At 57.9% G+C, this 17,604-nt stretch carries 16 protein-coding genes; 7 read left to right on the forward strand and 9 right to left on the reverse strand.

The features are described from left to right. Nucleotides 1-64 precede the first annotated feature (64 nt). Nucleotides 65-1,027, reverse strand: a complete 963-nt coding sequence (gene ispH, locus Q7U39_11455) for a 4-hydroxy-3-methylbut-2-enyl diphosphate reductase (protein MDO9118566.1) — start codon at nucleotides 1,025-1,027, stop codon at nucleotides 65-67. Between the two features lie 182 nt (nucleotides 1,028-1,209). Here ispH and Q7U39_11460 point away from each other — a divergent pair, with 182 nt between their 5' ends. Beyond that, a complete protein-coding gene (locus tag Q7U39_11460; protein ID MDO9118567.1) occupies nucleotides 1,210-1,920 on the forward strand; it encodes a response regulator transcription factor in 711 nt (236 codons plus the stop codon). Next, nucleotides 1,917-3,752 carry an ATP-binding protein gene (locus Q7U39_11465; GenBank protein MDO9118568.1) on the forward strand — a complete coding sequence of 612 codons (1,836 nt, stop codon included), beginning with the start codon at nucleotides 1,917-1,919 and terminating at the stop codon, nucleotides 3,750-3,752. Before Q7U39_11460 ends, Q7U39_11465 begins: the two co-directional genes overlap by 4 nt. Here Q7U39_11465 and Q7U39_11470 read toward each other — a convergent pair. The 3 genes from Q7U39_11470 to Q7U39_11480 all read right to left on the reverse strand — a co-directional run bounded on the left by Q7U39_11470 (nucleotide 3,725) and on the right by Q7U39_11480 (nucleotide 6,524). Further along, nucleotides 3,725-4,717 (reverse strand): inorganic phosphate transporter, encoded by a 993-nt coding sequence (locus tag Q7U39_11470; protein MDO9118569.1) that lies wholly within the window; start codon nucleotides 4,715-4,717, stop codon nucleotides 3,725-3,727. The two genes, Q7U39_11465 and Q7U39_11470, sit on opposite strands and share 28 nt — an antisense overlap. 103 nt (nucleotides 4,718-4,820) lie before the next feature. Continuing rightward, on the reverse strand, nucleotides 4,821-5,438 hold the full coding sequence (locus tag Q7U39_11475) for a DUF47 family protein (protein MDO9118570.1): 618 nt from the start codon (nucleotides 5,436-5,438) through the stop codon (nucleotides 4,821-4,823). Nucleotides 5,439-5,531: 93 nt separating this feature from the next. Continuing rightward, nucleotides 5,532-6,524, reverse strand: coding sequence for a beta-ketoacyl-ACP synthase III (locus Q7U39_11480; protein MDO9118571.1), 993 nt, complete (start codon nucleotides 6,522-6,524; stop codon nucleotides 5,532-5,534). Between the two features lie 166 nt (nucleotides 6,525-6,690). Between Q7U39_11480 and bamD the strand changes: the two genes are divergently transcribed. Next, nucleotides 6,691-7,623: an outer membrane protein assembly factor BamD gene (gene bamD, locus Q7U39_11485; GenBank protein MDO9118572.1), complete on the forward strand. Its 933-nt coding sequence runs from the start codon at nucleotides 6,691-6,693 to the stop codon at nucleotides 7,621-7,623. Nucleotides 7,624-7,723: 100 nt separating this feature from the next. Here bamD and Q7U39_11490 read toward each other — a convergent pair whose 3' ends face one another. The 5 genes from Q7U39_11490 to Q7U39_11510 all read right to left on the reverse strand — a co-directional run bounded on the left by Q7U39_11490 (nucleotide 7,724) and on the right by Q7U39_11510 (nucleotide 12,247). Beyond that, nucleotides 7,724-8,458: a cytochrome c biogenesis protein CcdA gene (locus Q7U39_11490; GenBank protein MDO9118573.1), complete on the reverse strand. Its 735-nt coding sequence runs from the start codon at nucleotides 8,456-8,458 to the stop codon at nucleotides 7,724-7,726. Nucleotides 8,459-8,472: 14 nt separating this feature from the next. Beyond that, nucleotides 8,473-9,030 carry a TlpA disulfide reductase family protein gene (locus Q7U39_11495; protein ID MDO9118574.1) on the reverse strand — a complete coding sequence of 186 codons (558 nt, stop codon included), beginning with the start codon at nucleotides 9,028-9,030 and terminating at the stop codon, nucleotides 8,473-8,475. Further along, complete coding sequence (locus Q7U39_11500) at nucleotides 9,027-9,671, reverse strand: TlpA disulfide reductase family protein (protein ID MDO9118575.1); 645 nt, start codon at nucleotides 9,669-9,671, stop codon at nucleotides 9,027-9,029. The genes Q7U39_11495 and Q7U39_11500 overlap by 4 nt, the downstream gene beginning before the upstream one ends. 148 nt (nucleotides 9,672-9,819) lie before the next feature. Then, nucleotides 9,820-10,734 (reverse strand): c-type cytochrome biogenesis protein CcsB, encoded by a 915-nt coding sequence (gene ccsB, locus Q7U39_11505; protein MDO9118576.1) that lies wholly within the window; start codon nucleotides 10,732-10,734, stop codon nucleotides 9,820-9,822. Nucleotides 10,735-10,813: 79 nt separating this feature from the next. Next, entirely contained in the window at nucleotides 10,814-12,247 is a 1,434-nt protein-coding gene (locus tag Q7U39_11510; GenBank protein ID MDO9118577.1) for a cytochrome c biogenesis protein ResB, read from the reverse strand. A 371-nt stretch (nucleotides 12,248-12,618) separates the two neighbouring features. Here Q7U39_11510 and metK point away from each other — a divergent pair, with 371 nt between their 5' ends. The 4 genes from metK (at nucleotide 12,619) to Q7U39_11530 (ending at nucleotide 17,602) form a co-directional block, all read left to right on the forward strand. Beyond that, the gene (gene metK, locus Q7U39_11515) at nucleotides 12,619-13,767 is read left to right on the forward strand and encodes a methionine adenosyltransferase (protein ID MDO9118578.1); all 1,149 of its coding nucleotides are present in this window, start codon (nucleotides 12,619-12,621) and stop codon (nucleotides 13,765-13,767) included. 115 nt (nucleotides 13,768-13,882) lie between these two features. Further along, the gene (gene ahcY / locus Q7U39_11520; protein MDO9118579.1) at nucleotides 13,883-15,139 is read left to right on the forward strand and encodes an adenosylhomocysteinase; all 1,257 of its coding nucleotides are present in this window, start codon (nucleotides 13,883-13,885) and stop codon (nucleotides 15,137-15,139) included. Between the two features lie 243 nt (nucleotides 15,140-15,382). After that, the gene (locus Q7U39_11525; GenBank protein ID MDO9118580.1) at nucleotides 15,383-16,585 is read left to right on the forward strand and encodes a hypothetical protein; all 1,203 of its coding nucleotides are present in this window, start codon (nucleotides 15,383-15,385) and stop codon (nucleotides 16,583-16,585) included. 54 nt (nucleotides 16,586-16,639) lie between these two features. Continuing rightward, nucleotides 16,640-17,602, forward strand: coding sequence for a VIT1/CCC1 transporter family protein (locus tag Q7U39_11530; GenBank protein MDO9118581.1), 963 nt, complete (start codon nucleotides 16,640-16,642; stop codon nucleotides 17,600-17,602). Nucleotides 17,603-17,604: the final 2 nt, after the last annotated feature.

Raw genomic sequence — 17,604 nt, forward strand, 5'->3', positions numbered from 1 at the left:
ACCGCAGGTAGTAGGGGGCCGTTCAGCCCCCTACTAGATATATGAATTCCTCAGAGTGAGACGATTATCTGGCGGCGCCCGCAGCGGGCTTACTGGCCGATTCGATCTGAACGAGTTCTTTGGGCAGGAGAAATTCGACGTCTTCTTCAATCACGGTCAGCTCTTCCACCTCTGATGGGCCAGAGCTCTTGAGGAACGCCACGACTTCCGTCACCAGGACTTCCGGAGCTGATGCGCCGGCAGCGATCCCGACCGCCTTGGCCGCCTTCAACCAATCCGGGTGAATATCACTGGCGGAATCGATCAGATAGGACGGGATCCCGCACTGCTCCCCTAACTCGCGCAGGCGGTTGGAGTTCGAACTATTCGGCGATCCAATGACCAGGATGACATCCACCAAGCGGGATAATTCTTTCACCGCATTTTGCCGGTTTTGCGTCGCGTAGCAAATGTCTTCCTGGTGCGGTCCCTTGATGTTCGGAAACCGCTTATTGAGCGCGCCGACGATGTCCCGGCACTCATCCACGCTGAGCGTCGTCTGCGTCACATAGGAAAGATTCAGCGTGTTATCCACATGGAGCTTCTCCACGTCTTGGACCGAGGAGACCAGGTGGAACTTATCGGGAATCTGCCCCAGCGTCCCAATCACCTCGGGGTGCCCGGCATGGCCGATGAGAATCAACTCATAGCCCTGCGTGTATTCCCGATTCACTTCATTGTGAACCTTGATGACCAGCGGACAAGTGGCATCGATGACGTGTAGCCGGCGCTGATTCGCCTCCGCCCATACCGACTTCGCGACGCCATGCGCGCTGAAAATCACCACCGATCCTTCAGGCACTTCACTGAGCTCCTCCACGAACACGGCGCCCTTTTGGCGAAGCGAATTCACCACATGGCGGCTGTGGACGATTTCATGGCGAACAAAAATGGGGGCACCGTACTTCTTGAGCGACAGATCGACGATATCGATCGCTCGATCGACCCCGGCGCAAAATCCCCGCGGATTGGCAAGGTATATCTTCATAACGCTTCAGGCTCCTTCAATGGTTGACGAGACCAGACCGACCCCGGTCGGCTCACCGCACGCGTTTCACCTTACGTCAGATCGTCCAATGTCGTCAACAGATTCACTCCGTCGACCGGCCCCTTCCGTGCCCCGGCCGCTTGACAGGACCTCCCCTCCCCCGTAGGCTGAGACCCGCTATTATGAGTACCGCGTCCATCAAAAAAGTCCTCATCGTCGAAGACGAGAAAGACATCCTTCAACTCGTTAAACTCTACCTGGAGAAGGAGGGCTACCGGACCGTCACGGCCTCGACCGGTTCGGAAGGGCTGGCCCAGGTTCGCACGGAAAAACCCGACCTCGTCGTCCTCGACTTGATGCTCCCCGAAATCGACGGGCTCGAAATCTGTAAGCGCCTTCGCTCAGCCCCCGATACCGCGATGCTGCCGATCATCATGCTCACGGCCAAGGCCGAGGAATCGGATACGATCATCGGCCTCGAGTTAGGCGCCGACGACTATGTGACCAAGCCGTTCAGCCCCAAAACGCTGGTCGCGCGGGTGAAAGCGCTGTTCCGCCGACTCGAACGGAAACCGGAGGACGGCCCGACCCGTTTCACCTACGGCCCGCTGATCCTGGATCTCACTCGCCATGAAGTCACGGTAAAAGGGAAAGAAGTCCCGCTCACGGCGAAAGAATTTGGGCTGCTCGAACATCTGCTCCGCCATCCCGGACGAGTACTGACGCGCGATGTCCTGCTCAACGCCGTCTGGGGCTATGAGTACTACGGAACCACCCGAACCGTCGATGTGCATATCCGTCGGCTCAAACAAAAGCTCCCGTTGCTGGATGACGCCATTCTCTCCGTGAAATCGCTCGGCTATAAACTCAAAGAAGCGGACGGGTCCGGATGAGATTGTCCATCCGCTGGAAGGTGACCCTCGGCAGCCTCCTCGCCGTCACCTGCGGGCTTGCAGTCGCCGGCCTGCTGGCCATGCAATCGCTCGAACAACAAGAGATCACACAACTCAACGACGTACTGGACGCCAGAACCAACCTGGTGGAATACAGCCTCAGGTCGGCGTTCCCCGCGCCGCTATCCCTGGAACAACAGACGCACCTGAGAGACGTCGTCCGTCAGCTGGGAGCGAGAGCGCTGGCTCGGGTGACGCTGGTCACTGCAGACGGCGCCGTCATCGCCGATAGCGCCGTGGACGACGCGGGACTCTCGGCAGTCGAAAATCACCTCTCGCGGCCGGAAGTTCAACAAGCGCTCGCGACCGGCCAGGGGCGAGATATACGCGCCAGCCGCACGACCGGCGCTCGCACCATGTATCGCGCGCTCCGAACGGAGTTGCGCCATGAAGGCAAGTCGGTTGTCCTGCGCGTCGGCCTGCCGATGACGATGCTGGAGCGGGAGACGGCCACACTCCAACGCAATCTGGCCATCGCGCTCGGGGTCGCCTTTCTGATGGCCCTCCTGCTCAGCCTCTGGATGGCCCGCAATATTACGAAGCCGCTCTCGGACATAGCCAGCGTGGCTCGCCGGCTTTCGGCGGGCGATGCGACGATTCGCATCCAGATTCACTCCCAAGATGAGGTCGGCCTGCTGGGCGAAACCCTCAATCAGATGACCGACCAGCTCCGCACGAAGATCGACGAACTCTCGGAAGACCGCGCCCAACTCCTCGCCATGTTGACCTCGATGGTCGAGGGCGTCATGGTCTTGGACTGCCGAGGGCGCATTCTCCAGATCAATCCGGCTCTCGAGCGCATGTTCGATATCCGCCGCACTGAAATTCGCGGGCAGATCAGCACGGAGGTGTTGGCCCATCCGGAACTCAACAGCCTGATCACGACCATCCTCGCGAATCGGGCCGGCCAGGAAGCGGAGATCACCCTCACGCCAGGGGGGCGCTGTCTCCATATCGAAACCTCGGTGGCGGGATGCGAACGCGAAAACGAAGCTTGCGCCGTGCTGGTCTTTCACGACATCACCGAACTGCGCCGCCTGGAAAAAATTCGCAAAGACTTCGTGGCCAATGTGTCGCATGAATTGCGCACGCCTCTGACGTCCATTAAAGGCTATGTGGAGGCGCTATTGGATGGGGGGAAAGACGATCCGGACACCGCCGTCAGCTTTCTCACGATCATCCTGAAACAGAGCGACCGGCTCAACCTGATCTTGGAAGACCTGCTGGAGTTGTCCAAAATCGAGTCGGGAAGAGTGTCATTTAAAGAAGATCCTCTCGATCTTCGTAGTTTGATCGAACGGACCCTCTCGATGATCAAACCCCTGGCCGACAAAAAAGGACACCAGCTCGTCTCCCGCATCGACGACCGGATTCCGCCCATCGCCGGGGACGAAGGTCGCCTCGCGCAAGTCCTTACCAACCTCCTCGACAACGCCGTGAAATACACGCCCGAGCGGGGGACGATTACCGTGACAGCCAGCCGTGTGCCCGACCAGGCAGTAGAACTTACCGTGAGCGATACGGGCCTCGGGATACCGGAGCAGGATCGCCCGCGCGTCTTCGAGCGCTTCTACCGGGTCGACAAAGCCCGCTCACGCGAAATGGGAGGAACCGGACTCGGCCTCGCCATCGTGAAGCATATTGTGGAAGGACATGGGGGACAGGTGTGGGTAGAGGCTCACGCCCCGCAGGGAAGCCGCTTCGTGGTCCGTCTGCCGATCACTCGCCAGACGAGAGGGCCTCTTCACGCAAAAGAGGACAAAATCATATAGACGAGGGCGCCCAGGGCTCCCGCCCCCGGCATGGTAAAAATCCAGGCGGAGAGAATCTTCGTCGTCACCCCCCACCGCACCGCGGAGAGACGTTTGGTCGCCCCGACCCCGAGAATCGACGAGGTAATCGTGTGCGTCGTACTCACGGGCAGACCAAAGTGCGCCGTGAACAAGAGAACACTGGCCGCGCCGGTCTCGGCGGCAAATCCATGCACCGGATCCAGCTTGACGATCCGCATACCGAGCGTGCGCATGATCCGCCGACCCCCGACCATCGTGCCCGCACCCATCGCCAGCGCACAGGACACCACGACCCATGTCGGCACCTCCGACGAGGTCAGCTGGCCGGATGACACCAGCGCCAGCGTGATAATCCCCATCGCCTTTTGCGCGTCATTGGACCCATGGCTGAAGGCCATAAAACTCGCCGACAGCAACTGCAACCGGCTGAAGACTTTCTGCGCCACGCCCCGCGGCACCTTGAAAAATGACCAGCTGACCGCCACCATAATCAGCAATCCCATCAAGAACCCAAACAGCGGAGAGAAAATCATCGCCTCAAGAATCGCCCGCAGCCCTTTGAACTGCACCACCGACCAGCCCCCGTGCGCCACGGCCGACCCGACTAAAGCGCCGATCAAGGCATGCGATGAACTCGTCGGCAAGCCCAGAATCAGCGTGACGAGATTCCACAGAATCGCGCCGGCCAGCGCGGCCCCCACCACCACACTGGTGATGGCCTCGGGGAAAACGATTCCGCCGCCGATCATCTTCGCCACGGCGGTGGAGAAAAACGCGCCGGCCACGTTCAGCACCCCGGCCCACATGACGGCCGCCAAGGGGCTCATCACCCTGGTCGAGACCACCGTCGCTACCGCGTTCGCGCAATCGTGCCAGCCGTTCGAAAAATCGAACAGCAGCGCCAGCACGACCGTCAACAATAAAAACCCCGTCAAATCAGGCATTCAACACCGTGATGAGTTATGGGTGACAGGTGAGGGGTAAGCCATGGCAGGTATCGGAGCGCGATTCGCCCCGTTACTCATCACCGATCACGCGTCACATCCTTTAGTTATGCTTCAAGACGATCCGCTCGAGAATGTTGGCGACGTCTTCACATCGATCGGTTCCCGCCTCGAACGTCTCGTAAATCTCTTTCCACTTAATGACGGAAATCGGATCGGTCTCTTTCTCAAACAGACCGGAGATGGCATCGCGCGACACACGGTCGGCTTCATTCTCCAGGCTGTTCACTTTCACACTGCATTCGTTGATTTGCGCATGCGACATCCCTACGCGATCGACCGCTTGGCCGACCGCGACCGAGGCTTGATAGAGAATATCGGCCAGCCGAATCGCCGACTCGGTCGGCTTGGTAATTTTATAGATGACAAACCGGTCGGCCACGGCTTCCACGGCATCGAGAATATCGTCCAGCGCGCTGGCCAGGTCGTGAATATCTTCGCGATCGATGGGCGTAATGAAGGTCTGATTGAGCTTGGTCGCGATGTCGTGCGTGATGCCGTCGCCGATATGCTCGACATCTTTAATGTGCTTCGCCTGCGCCGCAGGATCGCCAAACTGGTCCATCATGTTTTTCAGCAGGCGGCTCCCCTCGATCATATTGTGGGCGGCCTTCTTAAACATGTCGAAAAAGGCGTCTTCTTTGGGTATGAGACTAAACATCGCAGTCCGCGCTCCTGAATGGTGAATTGCTGCCCGTGATCGTGTCCGCGAGCAATGTGACGCACGCCTTCCCTGCCGGCACGGTTTCCCCGGCTACCACCGCAGTAAGCCTGTCGCCCAGGTCAGGCCGCCCCCGAAGCTTCCTAACAGCACCACATCGTCCGTTCGAATCTTTCCCGCCCGGACTGCCGCATCGAGCGCAATGGGGACGGACGCCGAGGAGGTATTCCCGTACCGGTCGATCACAGACATCAGCCGATCAGCCGGAATGCCCAGCCGGTCCGCCACATTCGAGAGAATCCGGCCGTTGGCCTGATGGAGTACGACCTGACTGAGTTCATCGATCCGGACACCAAATTCTTTGAGAAGGTCCTGCACCGCCTGCTCGACTCGCCTGACGGCGATGCGAAATAACGAGGCACCTTGCATCCGCAACACATGATCATGATGTGCTACGGTCTCCGCCGACGCCGGCACCCGTGATCCGCCGGCGGGCACGCGGATCAGATCATGTTTCGACCCATCCGAATGGAGCCGAATCCCGAGTACTCCGCGGCCCTTCGATCCCTGATTGTCCTCACCCCGCACCACGACGGCCCCGGCGCCATCACCGAATAAAACCGCGGTCGCCGCATCGGTCGGATCCAAAAATCTCGACTTCACTTCAGCCGCCACGACCAGGCAGGTGTTCGCCTGCCCGCTCAGAATCATGGCATTGGCCATCGATAACCCATAGAGGAATCCCGAGCAGGACGCGGACACATCGAATGCGGCCACTCCGCGACAGCCTAACCCTCGCTGAACAAAGCAGGCGGTCGAGGGGAACGCCATATCCGGCGAGGTGGTCGACAGGATAATCGCATCCACCTCCCCTGCTGAACATCCGGCTGCCTGGAGGGCGTGACGGCTCGCCTCCATCGCCAGATCCGAAGAAGCCTGGCCATCAGCCGCCCACCGCCGCTCGCGGATGCCCGTCAGCCGCTCGATCCTGGCCGGTGACAGTCCCAGAGAGCCCGCGATCTCGCTATTGGCGACGATCCGCTCAGGGAGATAACTGCCGGTTCCTATGACACGCATTCGTTTCATGGCAATTGACCACTCTCGGCGCGGCGAGGCTATACATATTGGTTTTATTTCATGCGCGGCGGAATTATAGGGGGCAGCGGGGAGCCGGTCAACCAATCAGGCGTGCCATTGCTTTTAGGCCCGGTTCTTGTTATCAATTTAGCGGTCCAGGAAAGGAATCGACCAGTTGCCACGCATCCAGAAGAACCACCATCGTCAGTCCCGCATTCTGACCAGCGGCCTTCTGCTCGTTTCATTGCTGGCCGTCGGATGTTCGAGTACGCCCAAAGAGCCGGCCGTTGCAGCAGGGGCCAAGGCTGTCGGGGGTACAGACGAGCAGATCTTCCTCGGCGACACGATCGAAAAGAACTACGACCCGAACGTCATCATGAAGCGCGGCGAGGCCTTTTTCGACAAGGAAGAATACGCCGAAGCGCTCGTCGAATATAACCACTTCCTCGACCTGCATAAGAGTCATGTACTCGCCCCCTACGCCGCTTTTAAGATAGGCGAGTCCCATTTCAAAATGGCAAAGTCCATCGATCGGGACCCTGAACCGCTGACCAAAGCCATCACGGCACTCGAGCGCATGCGCAAGGACTTTCCCGGCAGTCGGTACGATGCCCAGGCGCAACAAAAGATCCAGGAATGCCACGAGTGGCTCGCCCAGATGCACCTCTTCGTCGGGCAGTTCTACTACCGCCGCGAGTCGTATTTAGCCGCCGCCCATCGATTCGAACAGATCATGAAGATCTATCCGGATAAACCGGTGGCCCCCGATGCCCTCTACTTCCTGGCGATGAGTTACCATGAACTGGGCGCGGACGATTGGGCGGCCGATAACCTAACCTTATTGGCTGAGAAATATCCCAACAGCAAAGTGGCGGCCGACGGCCGGTCATTGATGGCCAAACTCGGCGGCAAGAAGTCAGACACAATGATCGCGAAAGATTCGTCGGCCACACCGTTCTCGGATGCTCGGCCGTACGCCTCACCGAACAACAGCCCCGATCTTCCCAACATCCCCAGTGCGGCCTCTGCATTCGGCGCTCTCAAGCTACCCTCCGCCAATGCCCTGGGCCAATCCTTCACCGCCTGCCGTCTCGGCGCCTGGTGCTAACCGTCAGCAGGTAGCCGTCGGCTCTTAGCAAAAGGACGTCTGAAAGACCTAGCGCGCGGTGAGTTAACTGAAAGCTGAGAGCTGTTTGCTGATGGCGAGGCTACTGGCTGAGGTACCAGCCGATGCCATACCGTTCAAGGAAGCTGGTGATCATCGTGAGGGAATTGGCGTAGATCATGACGCCCACCACAATGAGCAGCACGCCGCTCACCGTTGACACGCCCCAGAGATAGGCGCGCACCTCTTTAAAATAGGCCAGGAAGCGGTCGACTCCCAGCGCCGTGAGAAACAGCGGCAAGCCCAACCCCAAGGAGTAGCACGCCAACAAGACCACCCCGCTCCAGAGCGAATCGGTCGTGCTGGCGTAAAGCAGAATCGTACCCAACACCGGGCCGACGCAGGGCGTCCATCCGGCAGCAAACGCCACTCCGATGAAGAACGACCCCAAATAGCCGGCCGGACGATTGCGGAACTGATACCGGTGCTCCACCTTCAAGAAGTTGAGATTCAGAATACCCAGCAGATAGAGACCGAACACAATGATCATCACGCCGCCGATGCGGCGAATGTGATCCTGATAGGTGATCAGGATTTGCCCGAGAAAGCTGGCAGAGGCGCCGAACGCGATGAATACCGTCGAAAACCCGCCGATGAACAGGAGCGCATTGAGAATGATGGCGGATTTGAACTTGTTCCGTTCGCTCGCATCCGTCAGTTGTTCGACCGAAAGCCCGGTGATGTAGGAAATGTACGATGGCACGAGCGGCAGCACACAGGGCGATACAAACGACAGCAGACCGGCTGAGAACGCGGCGAGCAGAGAAATCTGTGGCATGGATTGCATCATCGTCAGGATTTCATGAGGGCCTGAATCAGTGCGCGCGCATCAGGGCCGCCCCAATCACGGGCGCCCGGCACCTTCTGTCTGACAATGCCGTTACGATCGACCATGAACGTCATAGGCAAACTCCGCGCGCCGTACATCAACCCGACGCGATACTCGGCATCGTGCAGGATCGGGAAGGTGAATCCCATTTCCTGTTGAAAGGGCCGAGTCACCGCCGCGCCCTGTGGGTCGGTAGAGACGGCGAGAATCTCGAAGTCTTTGCGCGAGTAGCTCCGATACAACTGCTCCATCGCCGGCATTTCGATCCGACAGGGCCCGCACCAGGTCGCCCAGAAATTCACGAGCACCACTTTCCCGCGCAACTGGGCAAGCGACACGACGTTCCCATCCAGATCACGCAGCTGAAAATTGGGGGCTTCGTCGCCCACCTTGACGACCCCGCGATCGGCAACCGGCAGGGAAAGAGAGGCGGCCTCGCCACGAGTCCAGGCCGATACTCCGGTAGAAGTATCCAGCAGACCGAGACCGCTCAGCAGCAACGCGACCAACAACCGCTTCATAATGCCCCTTCAAAACTTCCAGGCTTCATCGTACCACGGTCTTGAGGGAATGCGGGTTGGGGGGTCACATTCAGCAAGGTCGCGAGCGTCTTGAGATTGTCGATCCTCGTCCAGTCCTTCGGACCGATGATGATCTCTCGCACAATGCCCTGCTGATCGATGATGAAGGTCTCAGGTACTCCCAACCGCTTATAGGGTTTGTCCGTGATGCCCCACGAATCGATGAGGACCGGGAAGGTCAGATTCAGGCTTTTGACGAACGGAGGAATATCTTTCGTGGTCGTCACCCGATCGATACTCACGGCGAGCACGACCAACCCGTCTTTCTCAAAGCTCTTATTGAGGACTTCCATCGAGGGCATTTCCTCACGGCAGGGAGCGCACCACGTGGCCCAGAAATTCAAAAAGACCACTTTCCCGCGAAAGTCGGAGAGCCGATGGGGCTTGTCGTTTAGATCGGTCAGAGTGAAATCCGGCGCCGCCTTCCCAACCACCAGCGGCTCATACTTCGAACTCTGCAGCCAGACAATGGCAAACGTCACGACGAGCACCACTGCTCCGGCGGCCAGGATAAACAACCGCGAACCGCCCTTCGGCCGTTCCTGATTGGTGGGTTGAGAAGAAGGTGTCTGATCAGCCAAACCTAATCCCCCGTAAAATGTTGCAGGATGCTCAAAATGGCCTGTCAACGAGGCCGCAGGGAGTACGGGCCCCGAGGCGTACTGAGAAGTACGTCGAGGGGAACGGACGACCGAGAACGAAGTTGGCAGCCATTTTCAGCATCCTGCTCTAGGCGTAGGCGTGCAAGCCGGACAACAAGAAATTCACGCCCCAGAAACAGAAAATGACCATCAAGAATCCAAACACCGCGTAGATCGCCGCCTTATGGCCTTCCCAGCCTCGGGTCATCCGGGCATGGATGTAGGCGCCGTATATCAGCCAGACGATCAGCGACCAGGTTTCTTTAGGATCCCAGCTCCAATAGCCGCCCCACGCATAATTCGCCCACATGGCGCCAAGAATAATCCCGAAGGCCAGCATCGGAAACCCGACGGTAATGGCTTTATACCCTAACTCATCAATCGTTTCGAGATCAGGAAATGCGGCATAGAAGCCGGTTGTTTTCCCGAGACGCTCCGCCCGCTCCTTGAACAGATACATCACGCCAAGCCCACCCGCTGTCGCAAATGCGGCGTAGCTCGTCAACGTCACGGACACATGGATGTAAATCCAATAGCTGTTGAGCGCTGGCACCAACGGTTCCGCCGTCTGGTAGCGGTAGGGCAGGAGCGATGCGGCCCCCATAGCAATGAATCCGATGCCAACGACGAAAGCCCCGATCGCCTTAATCTTGTACCGCATCTCCAGGAGCACATAGCCGAGAATAATCGCCCAGGAAACATAGGCCATTGCTTCGAATTGATTCGACCAGGGCGCGAAGGTGCCGGAGTGTTCCATCCGCTCGAATGCCCGGGTCAAGAGCGCGCCAGTGTTCAACATCCACCCGAAGATGGTCACAAGCGTCGCGACTTGGCCCAACTGCGTCGCCCACACGCCGTCACGTTCATCGAAATTGTCTGGGACATGCCCCGCCGGGGCAAGCGTCATCGACGGCCGCCGTGCGAACAAATACCCGATGTACAACACCAACGCGGCCAAATACAGCCAGAAGGTCATATCGAACAGGAACAATGACTTCATCATCACATATCCTCCGTCTATCGACTGCGCAGCGTCCTACGCCCCGGCATCATACCCAAGGACAAGGCCGGTCGCTACCGGCTCACGCCTTGAACGTCTGGATCTTTTCCGTCAGCTTCCGGAATTCCTTTTGAAAATCGATCTGGCTTTTATGAGTCGTCCCGCCGAGATGGACCGTCACCCCCGTCTGACCCGGCACAATCTTGGCCCAGAGACGGCGATGGAAGATGAACGACGAAAGCGTAATGCCCACGACGATCATGGTACACCCCGTCCACACAATATTGATCCCGGGATTCTTCGCGATCTGGAGGCCGGTGAACTTCCTCGGCTTGTACCCGACCAGTTCGAATTGGTACTTGGAGTCTTTGATATTGAAGAGGTCGGGAAATTGTTGAAAGAGCCACGGCGTGGCCTGCACGGAATCCCGTTCATTGATCACCAGCTTCACCGCAGGATTCGCATGCTCGATGGTCTTGGAATAGACCTTCTTTTCCGTGGAGTTAAAGGCGAAATCCGCGACAAAGTCCGTGATCGACAGTTTCACATTGAGATCGGGCAGCGCCTGTACCTTCTGCCATTCGAGATCGACCGTCTTCAACACCTTGTCCGTCTCTTTATCCTTAATGTTGATCCGCGCGACTTCGACCTGGTCCCACGCGTCGCCATAGCTGGATTGATAAAACCAGATCCCCTTGTAGACCAGCGGATCATTCACCGAAATCGTCTTCGTCACCACCGACTGCCCGCCGTCCACCACGGTTAAGGTGCTGTTGTACGATTTGACCGACCCGTTCTCGTGATAGTCGATCCAGAATTTATCGACCTTCAAATCGAAGTTGCCCCGGGGAATATGATAGGTCTGCCCTTCCAGGCACACGCCGAACTCCTGGAACCCATAATAGGTCCCAAGCAACCCGCCGAAGATAATGACCGTCGCGCTCAAATGGGCCATATGAGCTCCGACCCGCCCCATCACTCCTTTTGTGGCGTAGACCGTCACTTCTCCCGGCTCATTTTTCGCGAGAACCCGGTACCCCTTCGTCACAAAATGATGCACCATCTGCTGGGCCACCGCTTCTTTGGTGTTGTCGAGGGGAATTTCCGCCTGCTGTTTCATGTTCTTGATGAACGCCATCGTGACGCCCACCTTGTCCTGCTTCATGGAGCGCCAGACGGAAGGAAACCGCTTATAAAAACAGGTCAGCGAATTGACGCAGAGCAGGCCGAGCAGACTCGTGAACCACCAGGTGTGATAGACATCTGTAAACCCCAGGCGAAGAAACCACCGGTAGGCGTTCTCCCCGTACTCCTGAACATAGACCTCTGCCCGTTCACCTTGCTGGATCACCGTCCCGATCGTCGCGGTGATCGCAATAAACAGAAACAGGAAGATCGCGAGCTTGACGGAAGCAAAGAATTCAACGAGTTCACGCGAGAACTCCTCCCAGCCTAAACCGGGAGTCGACGGACGGATTGAGGGCTCTTTGGGGAGGGCATCAGGTTGGCTATTCATGCAGCTCTATGTTCGTCTTCGGCCCGGGCAATACTCACTCGTACGGAGAATTTTGGATAATCCCCAAAACAATCTGTTGCCGATTCTCTCGGCATCTCCGCTGAGTCTACGTCCCGGCCGAAGCTTTGGATTGCCAAAAGCGATTCTAAGTGCGCGAAAATTTTGTCATCTTACAAGTGGATTTTGCCGAGTGTCAAGCAACGCCAGCCCGCCCAAGAAAGGATGCCCCTACCATCGAATAAATAGACAAAAGAGCCCTAGTCCGTTAAGATTCAGCCAATTCTACAGAAACGAACCCGTCGCGGGCACAGTGCTCACCTGGCCAGACACCACACAGACGGTTTTCGACAACCAGAAACTAGAGGGGGTTCATGAGAAACAACTATCTATTTACTTCTGAATCAGTCACCGAAGGGCATCCCGATAAGATTGCCGATCAGATTTCCGACGGAATCCTTGATGCAATCCTTGCCCAGGACAAATACTCGCGCGTCGCCTGCGAGACGATTCTCACGACCGGCATCGCCTTTGTCGCCGGTGAAATCTCGACCAAGGCCTATGTGGAAATTCCCGATATCATCCGCGAGGTGATTAGGGATGTCGGCTATAACGATGCCTCCTGGGGCTTCGACTCCCACACCTGTTCGGTCCTGACAGCCATCCACCAGCAATCCGGCGATATCGCCATGGGTGTGGACTCCGGTGGCGCGGGAGACCAGGGTTTGATGTTCGGCTACGCCACCAACGAAACCACCGAGTTGATGCCGATGCCGATCGTCCTGGCTCATCGCCTCACCAAGCGCCTCGCCGAAGTGCGCAAGAAGAAAATTCTCAACTGGGTGCGCCCGGACGGCAAGTCCCAGGTGACCGTCGAATACAAGAACGGGAAACCCGTGCGCATCGATACGATCGTCGTATCCACGCAGCATAGCCCCGACGTCACCAATAAGCAGATCGAACGGGACATCATGGAGAAGGTCATCAAGCCCGTCATGCCGAAGGGGCTCTATAACCCGACCAGCGTGAAGCACCACATTAACCCGACCGGCCGCTTCGTGGTCGGTGGTCCGATGGGTGATACAGGTCTTACCGGTCGCAAGATCATCGTCGATACCTACGGTGGCCACGGCAGCCACGGAGGCGGCGCCTTCTCCGGCAAGGATCCGACAAAGGTGGACCGCTCAGCCTCGTACATGGCCCGCTACATCGCCAAGAACATCGTCGCCGCCGGGCTCGCCGACAAGTGCGAAGTCCAGCTCGCCTATGCGATCGGCGTAGCCGATCCGGTTTCAGTGCTGGTCGATACCAAAGGCACTGAGAAGATGGCCGTCGAGAGTCTCGATAAGCTCGTGCGGAAGCATTTCCCATTGACCCCGCGCGGCATCATCGATCACCTCAAGCTCCGCCGGCCGATCTTCCGCAAGACCGCGGCCTACGGGCACTTCGGCCGCAATGAACCGGAGTTCACCTGGGAAAAGACCGACAAAGCCAAGGCCTTGCGCCGGGATTCAGGTCTTTAGTTGAGATAGTCTCTGACCGATACGACAAGAGGGGGCAGGCACCGAACACCTGCCCCCTCTTTTTCTGGCGCGACATTACCAATCACGCATTTCACTCATCACTCAGGAGGGTTCTGTGGATTACGATGTGAAAGACATTAAGCTGGCGGACGCAGGCAAGTTAAAGATCGAATGGGCCGAAGCCACCATGCCGGTGCTGCGACTCATCCGGAAGCGGTTCAAGCGGCAACAGCCGCTCAAGGGCGTACGGGTCACCGCCTGTCTCCACGTCACCACAGAAACGGCCAACCTGGCGATCACGCTGAAAGCCGGCGGAGCCGATGTGCGCCTCTGCGCCTCGAACCCCCTCAGCACGCAGGACGAAATCGCTGCCGCCCTTGTCCAGCACGAAGGAATTCCGACCTTCGCCATCAAGGGTGAAGACAACGCCACGTACTATCGCCACATCGAATCAGCCATTGCCCATCGTCCCCATCTCTCAATGGACGACGGAGCCGACGTGGTGTCGCATCTGCACTCCAAACGGAAAGATCTCCTGCGCAACGTGATCGGGGGGACGGAAGAAACCACGACAGGCGTCATTCGCCTGCGCAGCATGGCCGAGAAGAAAGTCCTCAAGTTCCCGGTCATCTCCGTCAACGATGCCGATACCAAGCATATGTTCGACAATCGGTACGGCACCGGTCAGTCCACCATGGACGGCATTATTCGCGCGACCAACCGGCTGGTCTGCGGGTCCGTCTTCGTCGTAGCCGGGTATGGCTGGTGCGGACGCGGCATTGCCATGCGCGCCAAGGGTATGGGCGCAGATGTCGTCGTCACCGAGATCGATCCATTGAAAGCCTTGGAAGCCGTCATGGATGGCTATCGTGTCATGCCGATGGAGGAAGCCGCCCCGATCGGCGATTTCTTCGTCACCGTAACCGGCAACTTGAAAGTTATTCGCGGCGAGCATTTCGCGAAGATGAAGGATGGCGCCATCGTCTGCAACAGCGGCCACTTCAACGTGGAGTTGGATATTCCGGCCTTGGAGAAACTGGCCAAAAAGCGGAAGATCGTCCGCGACGGCGTCGAGCAATTCACCTACAAGAACGGCAACCGCGTGAGTCTCCTCGGCGAAGGCCGCCTGGTCAATCTCGCGACCGCCGAAGGCCATCCTTCCAGCGTCATGGACATGAGCTTCGCCAACCAGGCGCTCGCTGCCGAATACATCGTGAAGAACTACAAGATGCTCGAGAAGAAGGTGTACCCCGTCCCTGCCGTCATCGACAAAGAAATCTCGCGGCTCAAACTCGCCGGCATGGGTGTGGACATCGACAAGTTGACGAAAGAACAAGAGAAGTATCTGGCATCGTGGGAGATGGGAACATAAGACCGTCTCAGACACGCGCGAGTAAATGAAAAGGCCGCCTCATTTGAGGCGGCCTTTCTATTTTTCAGACCACACGGACAAGCCTTTTGATCAACTCGCGCTGACTGAAAATCAGCGGAGCGCCGTAGGCTCATGACCCTACGCGCTGACATTGGGATTCTCACAACCTCGGACTAAATCATATTCAAACCCAGTATGATAAAGTGTCAGCAGACGCTGAGGTCCTACCGATCGGAGGCTCCTATGAGACCGACGAACGTCACTCCTCTCGACCTCTCCAACTACAGCATTTCTCCTGACCAAGGGTTTCTGCCGTCAGATCCGCTTGAACAGCTGCCGGACTCGCCGGCACTGAACCAACTTGGGCACAAGCTTCCGAAATTACTCAGTACGCGTATGGTCCGGCAATTCATCGACGGGCAGCGACAGCTACTCCCCACTATTCCTGCAACATGGCGAGATCAGGACTATCGCGCTGCAATGCGGATACTTTCGTTCGCTGGTCATGCCTATGTGTGGGAAACACCAGATCAGCCAGCTGTAACTATACCTCCACTACTCGCTCAACCCTGGTTCGACGTGGCGCTGAAGCTGGGCCGGCCCCCGGTGCTCTCCTATGCGTCCTATGCGCTCGATAACTGGCGCAGGCTCGATTCCGCCAAGCCTATTCAGCTCGACAATATTGTGCTCCTCCAGAACTTCCTCGGCGGCCTGGATGAAGAGTGGTTCGTGGTCATCCACATTCAAATCGAGCGGCAGGCAGGACCAGGGTTGGCCGGGCTTATTCAGGCCATGAACGGAGCCGCCGGCGATAAGCCAGACGAGGTGCTCGCCGGACTTCGATCACTCGCAGCCGCCCAAACCGCGATGAGAGACACGCTGCTGCGTATGAAAGAACGGTGCGATCCCTACATGTATTACAACCGCGTGCGTCCCTACATCCATGCCTGGAAGAACAGCCCTACGCTCCCCCATGGTCTCGTCTATGAAGGCGTGGCCGCCTATGCTGGACAGCCGCAACAGTTCCGCGGAGAAACCGGCGCGCAGAGCTCCATCGTGCCCTGCCTCGATGCCGGGTTGGGTATTTCCCATGCGCCCGATCCTCTTACGGTATATCTGCAAGAAATGCGGGAGTACATGCCTCCACGACACCAGGCGTTTCTCCGCGCGATCGAGCAGACGACTGATGAGAAAGGCAGACCGCTGCTCTCTGGTTATATCCGCGACCGCAAATCACGTATTCCAGAGCTTTGGAATGCCTACTACACATGCGTCGATCTGCTGGCGCAGTTTCGCGACATCCATGTCGGATACGCTGATAGCTACATCCATCGCCAACACCAAACCCATGCCAGCAACCCCAGCGCAGTCGGAACGGGCGGCACGCCCTTTATGGCCTATCTCCAGAAGCACTTGGACGAGACGAGGAGCGCGATCGTTGACTAGACCCGTCACCCGGCGTATCGTTTCACACACTCAACTTACCTCTGAGGTCTCACCATGCAGGCTGCTTCAGCCTATGACCCTCGCCTCGCACGGGATCTGATCCTCGACGAGCTATTCGATCTTTCCCTCTACAAAGCCCTTCGGGGTGTGACTCAACCGGATGTCCATGACACGTTGGATGAATTGATCAAGGTTGAAACCGCCCATCTCGCCTTCTGGCAGCGATTCTTCAATCTCAAACTGGAGCAGCTCGACCTCGGACGGCGTATCAAACTATCCATCATGATGCTGGTCTGCCGGCTCTTCGGCTCGACGGCCGTCCACCTGGTCCTCGAAGCGATCGAAGTGCACGGGGTGCGGAAGTACCTGGCCGTCTGGCGGGCCTACCAGGGCAAACCGCTGGCCGAGGCCTTGCGCGGGATTCTCATGGATGAATTCAAGCATGAAGACGTGCTCGTCACGGCACTCACGCAGCGAAAGATCAACCCGGAAAAAATCCGCAATATTTTCCTTGGACTGAATGACGGCCTGGTGGAGATTCTTGGCGCGGTGAGCGGATTCTTCGGAGCCTTCGGCAGCACGACGATGGTGCTGATCGCCGCTTCGACCACGGCCGTCGCGGGAGCCCTGTCGATGGCCGCCGGTGCATTCCTAGCGCTTAATTCTGAGAAAGAAGTAAAATCGACCGAGGTGGCAAAGAAAATCTTCTTGGGCGAGGAATCGGAATTCACTCCGATGGAAGAGCAACCGTTGTCATCGGCGCTGGTGGTCGGCTCAGCCTACCTGCTGGGCGCCATCGTCCCGGTCTTCCCCGTGCTGATCGGCGCCACCGATGCGCTGTTTTCTATCCTGACGGCCGGCCTTATGGTGGTGCTCGTGTCGACGGTCCTGTCGTTCTTGTCCGGCATGGACATCAAACGACGGATCGTGCTCAACCTGGTGATCATCACCGTGGCGGTCAGCATCAGCTATGGCATCGGAATCGTGGCGAAGAACTACTGGGGGATTGCGCTGTAGGC

Source organism: Nitrospira sp. (assembly GCA_030653545.1).
GTDB lineage: Bacteria > Nitrospirota > Nitrospiria > Nitrospirales > Nitrospiraceae > Nitrospira_D.

What these genes read in the sequence shown, in the direction of transcription:
- Q7U39_11465 (MDO9118568.1), top strand. Translation starts at nt 1,917, where the DNA reads ATGAGATTGTCCATCCGCTGGAAGGTGACCCTCGGCAGCCTCCTCGCC.
- Q7U39_11510 (MDO9118577.1), bottom strand. Translation starts at nt 12,247, where the DNA reads ATGAATAGCCAACCTGATGCCCTCCCCAAAGAGCCCTCAATCCGTCCG.
- Q7U39_11530 (MDO9118581.1), top strand. Translation starts at nt 16,640, where the DNA reads ATGCAGGCTGCTTCAGCCTATGACCCTCGCCTCGCACGGGATCTGATC.
- Q7U39_11460 (MDO9118567.1), top strand. Translation starts at nt 1,210, where the DNA reads ATGAGTACCGCGTCCATCAAAAAAGTCCTCATCGTCGAAGACGAGAAA.
- metK (MDO9118578.1), top strand. Translation starts at nt 12,619, where the DNA reads ATGAGAAACAACTATCTATTTACTTCTGAATCAGTCACCGAAGGGCAT.
- Q7U39_11470 (MDO9118569.1), bottom strand. Translation starts at nt 4,717, where the DNA reads ATGCCTGATTTGACGGGGTTTTTATTGTTGACGGTCGTGCTGGCGCTG.
- Q7U39_11475 (MDO9118570.1), bottom strand. Translation starts at nt 5,438, where the DNA reads ATGTTTAGTCTCATACCCAAAGAAGACGCCTTTTTCGACATGTTTAAG.
- Q7U39_11495 (MDO9118574.1), bottom strand. Translation starts at nt 9,030, where the DNA reads ATGAAGCGGTTGTTGGTCGCGTTGCTGCTGAGCGGTCTCGGTCTGCTG.
- Q7U39_11480 (MDO9118571.1), bottom strand. Translation starts at nt 6,524, where the DNA reads ATGAAACGAATGCGTGTCATAGGAACCGGCAGTTATCTCCCTGAGCGG.
- ccsB (MDO9118576.1), bottom strand. Translation starts at nt 10,734, where the DNA reads ATGATGAAGTCATTGTTCCTGTTCGATATGACCTTCTGGCTGTATTTG.
- ispH (MDO9118566.1), bottom strand. Translation starts at nt 1,027, where the DNA reads ATGAAGATATACCTTGCCAATCCGCGGGGATTTTGCGCCGGGGTCGAT.
- Q7U39_11490 (MDO9118573.1), bottom strand. Translation starts at nt 8,458, where the DNA reads ATGCCACAGATTTCTCTGCTCGCCGCGTTCTCAGCCGGTCTGCTGTCG.
- Q7U39_11525 (MDO9118580.1), top strand. Translation starts at nt 15,383, where the DNA reads ATGAGACCGACGAACGTCACTCCTCTCGACCTCTCCAACTACAGCATT.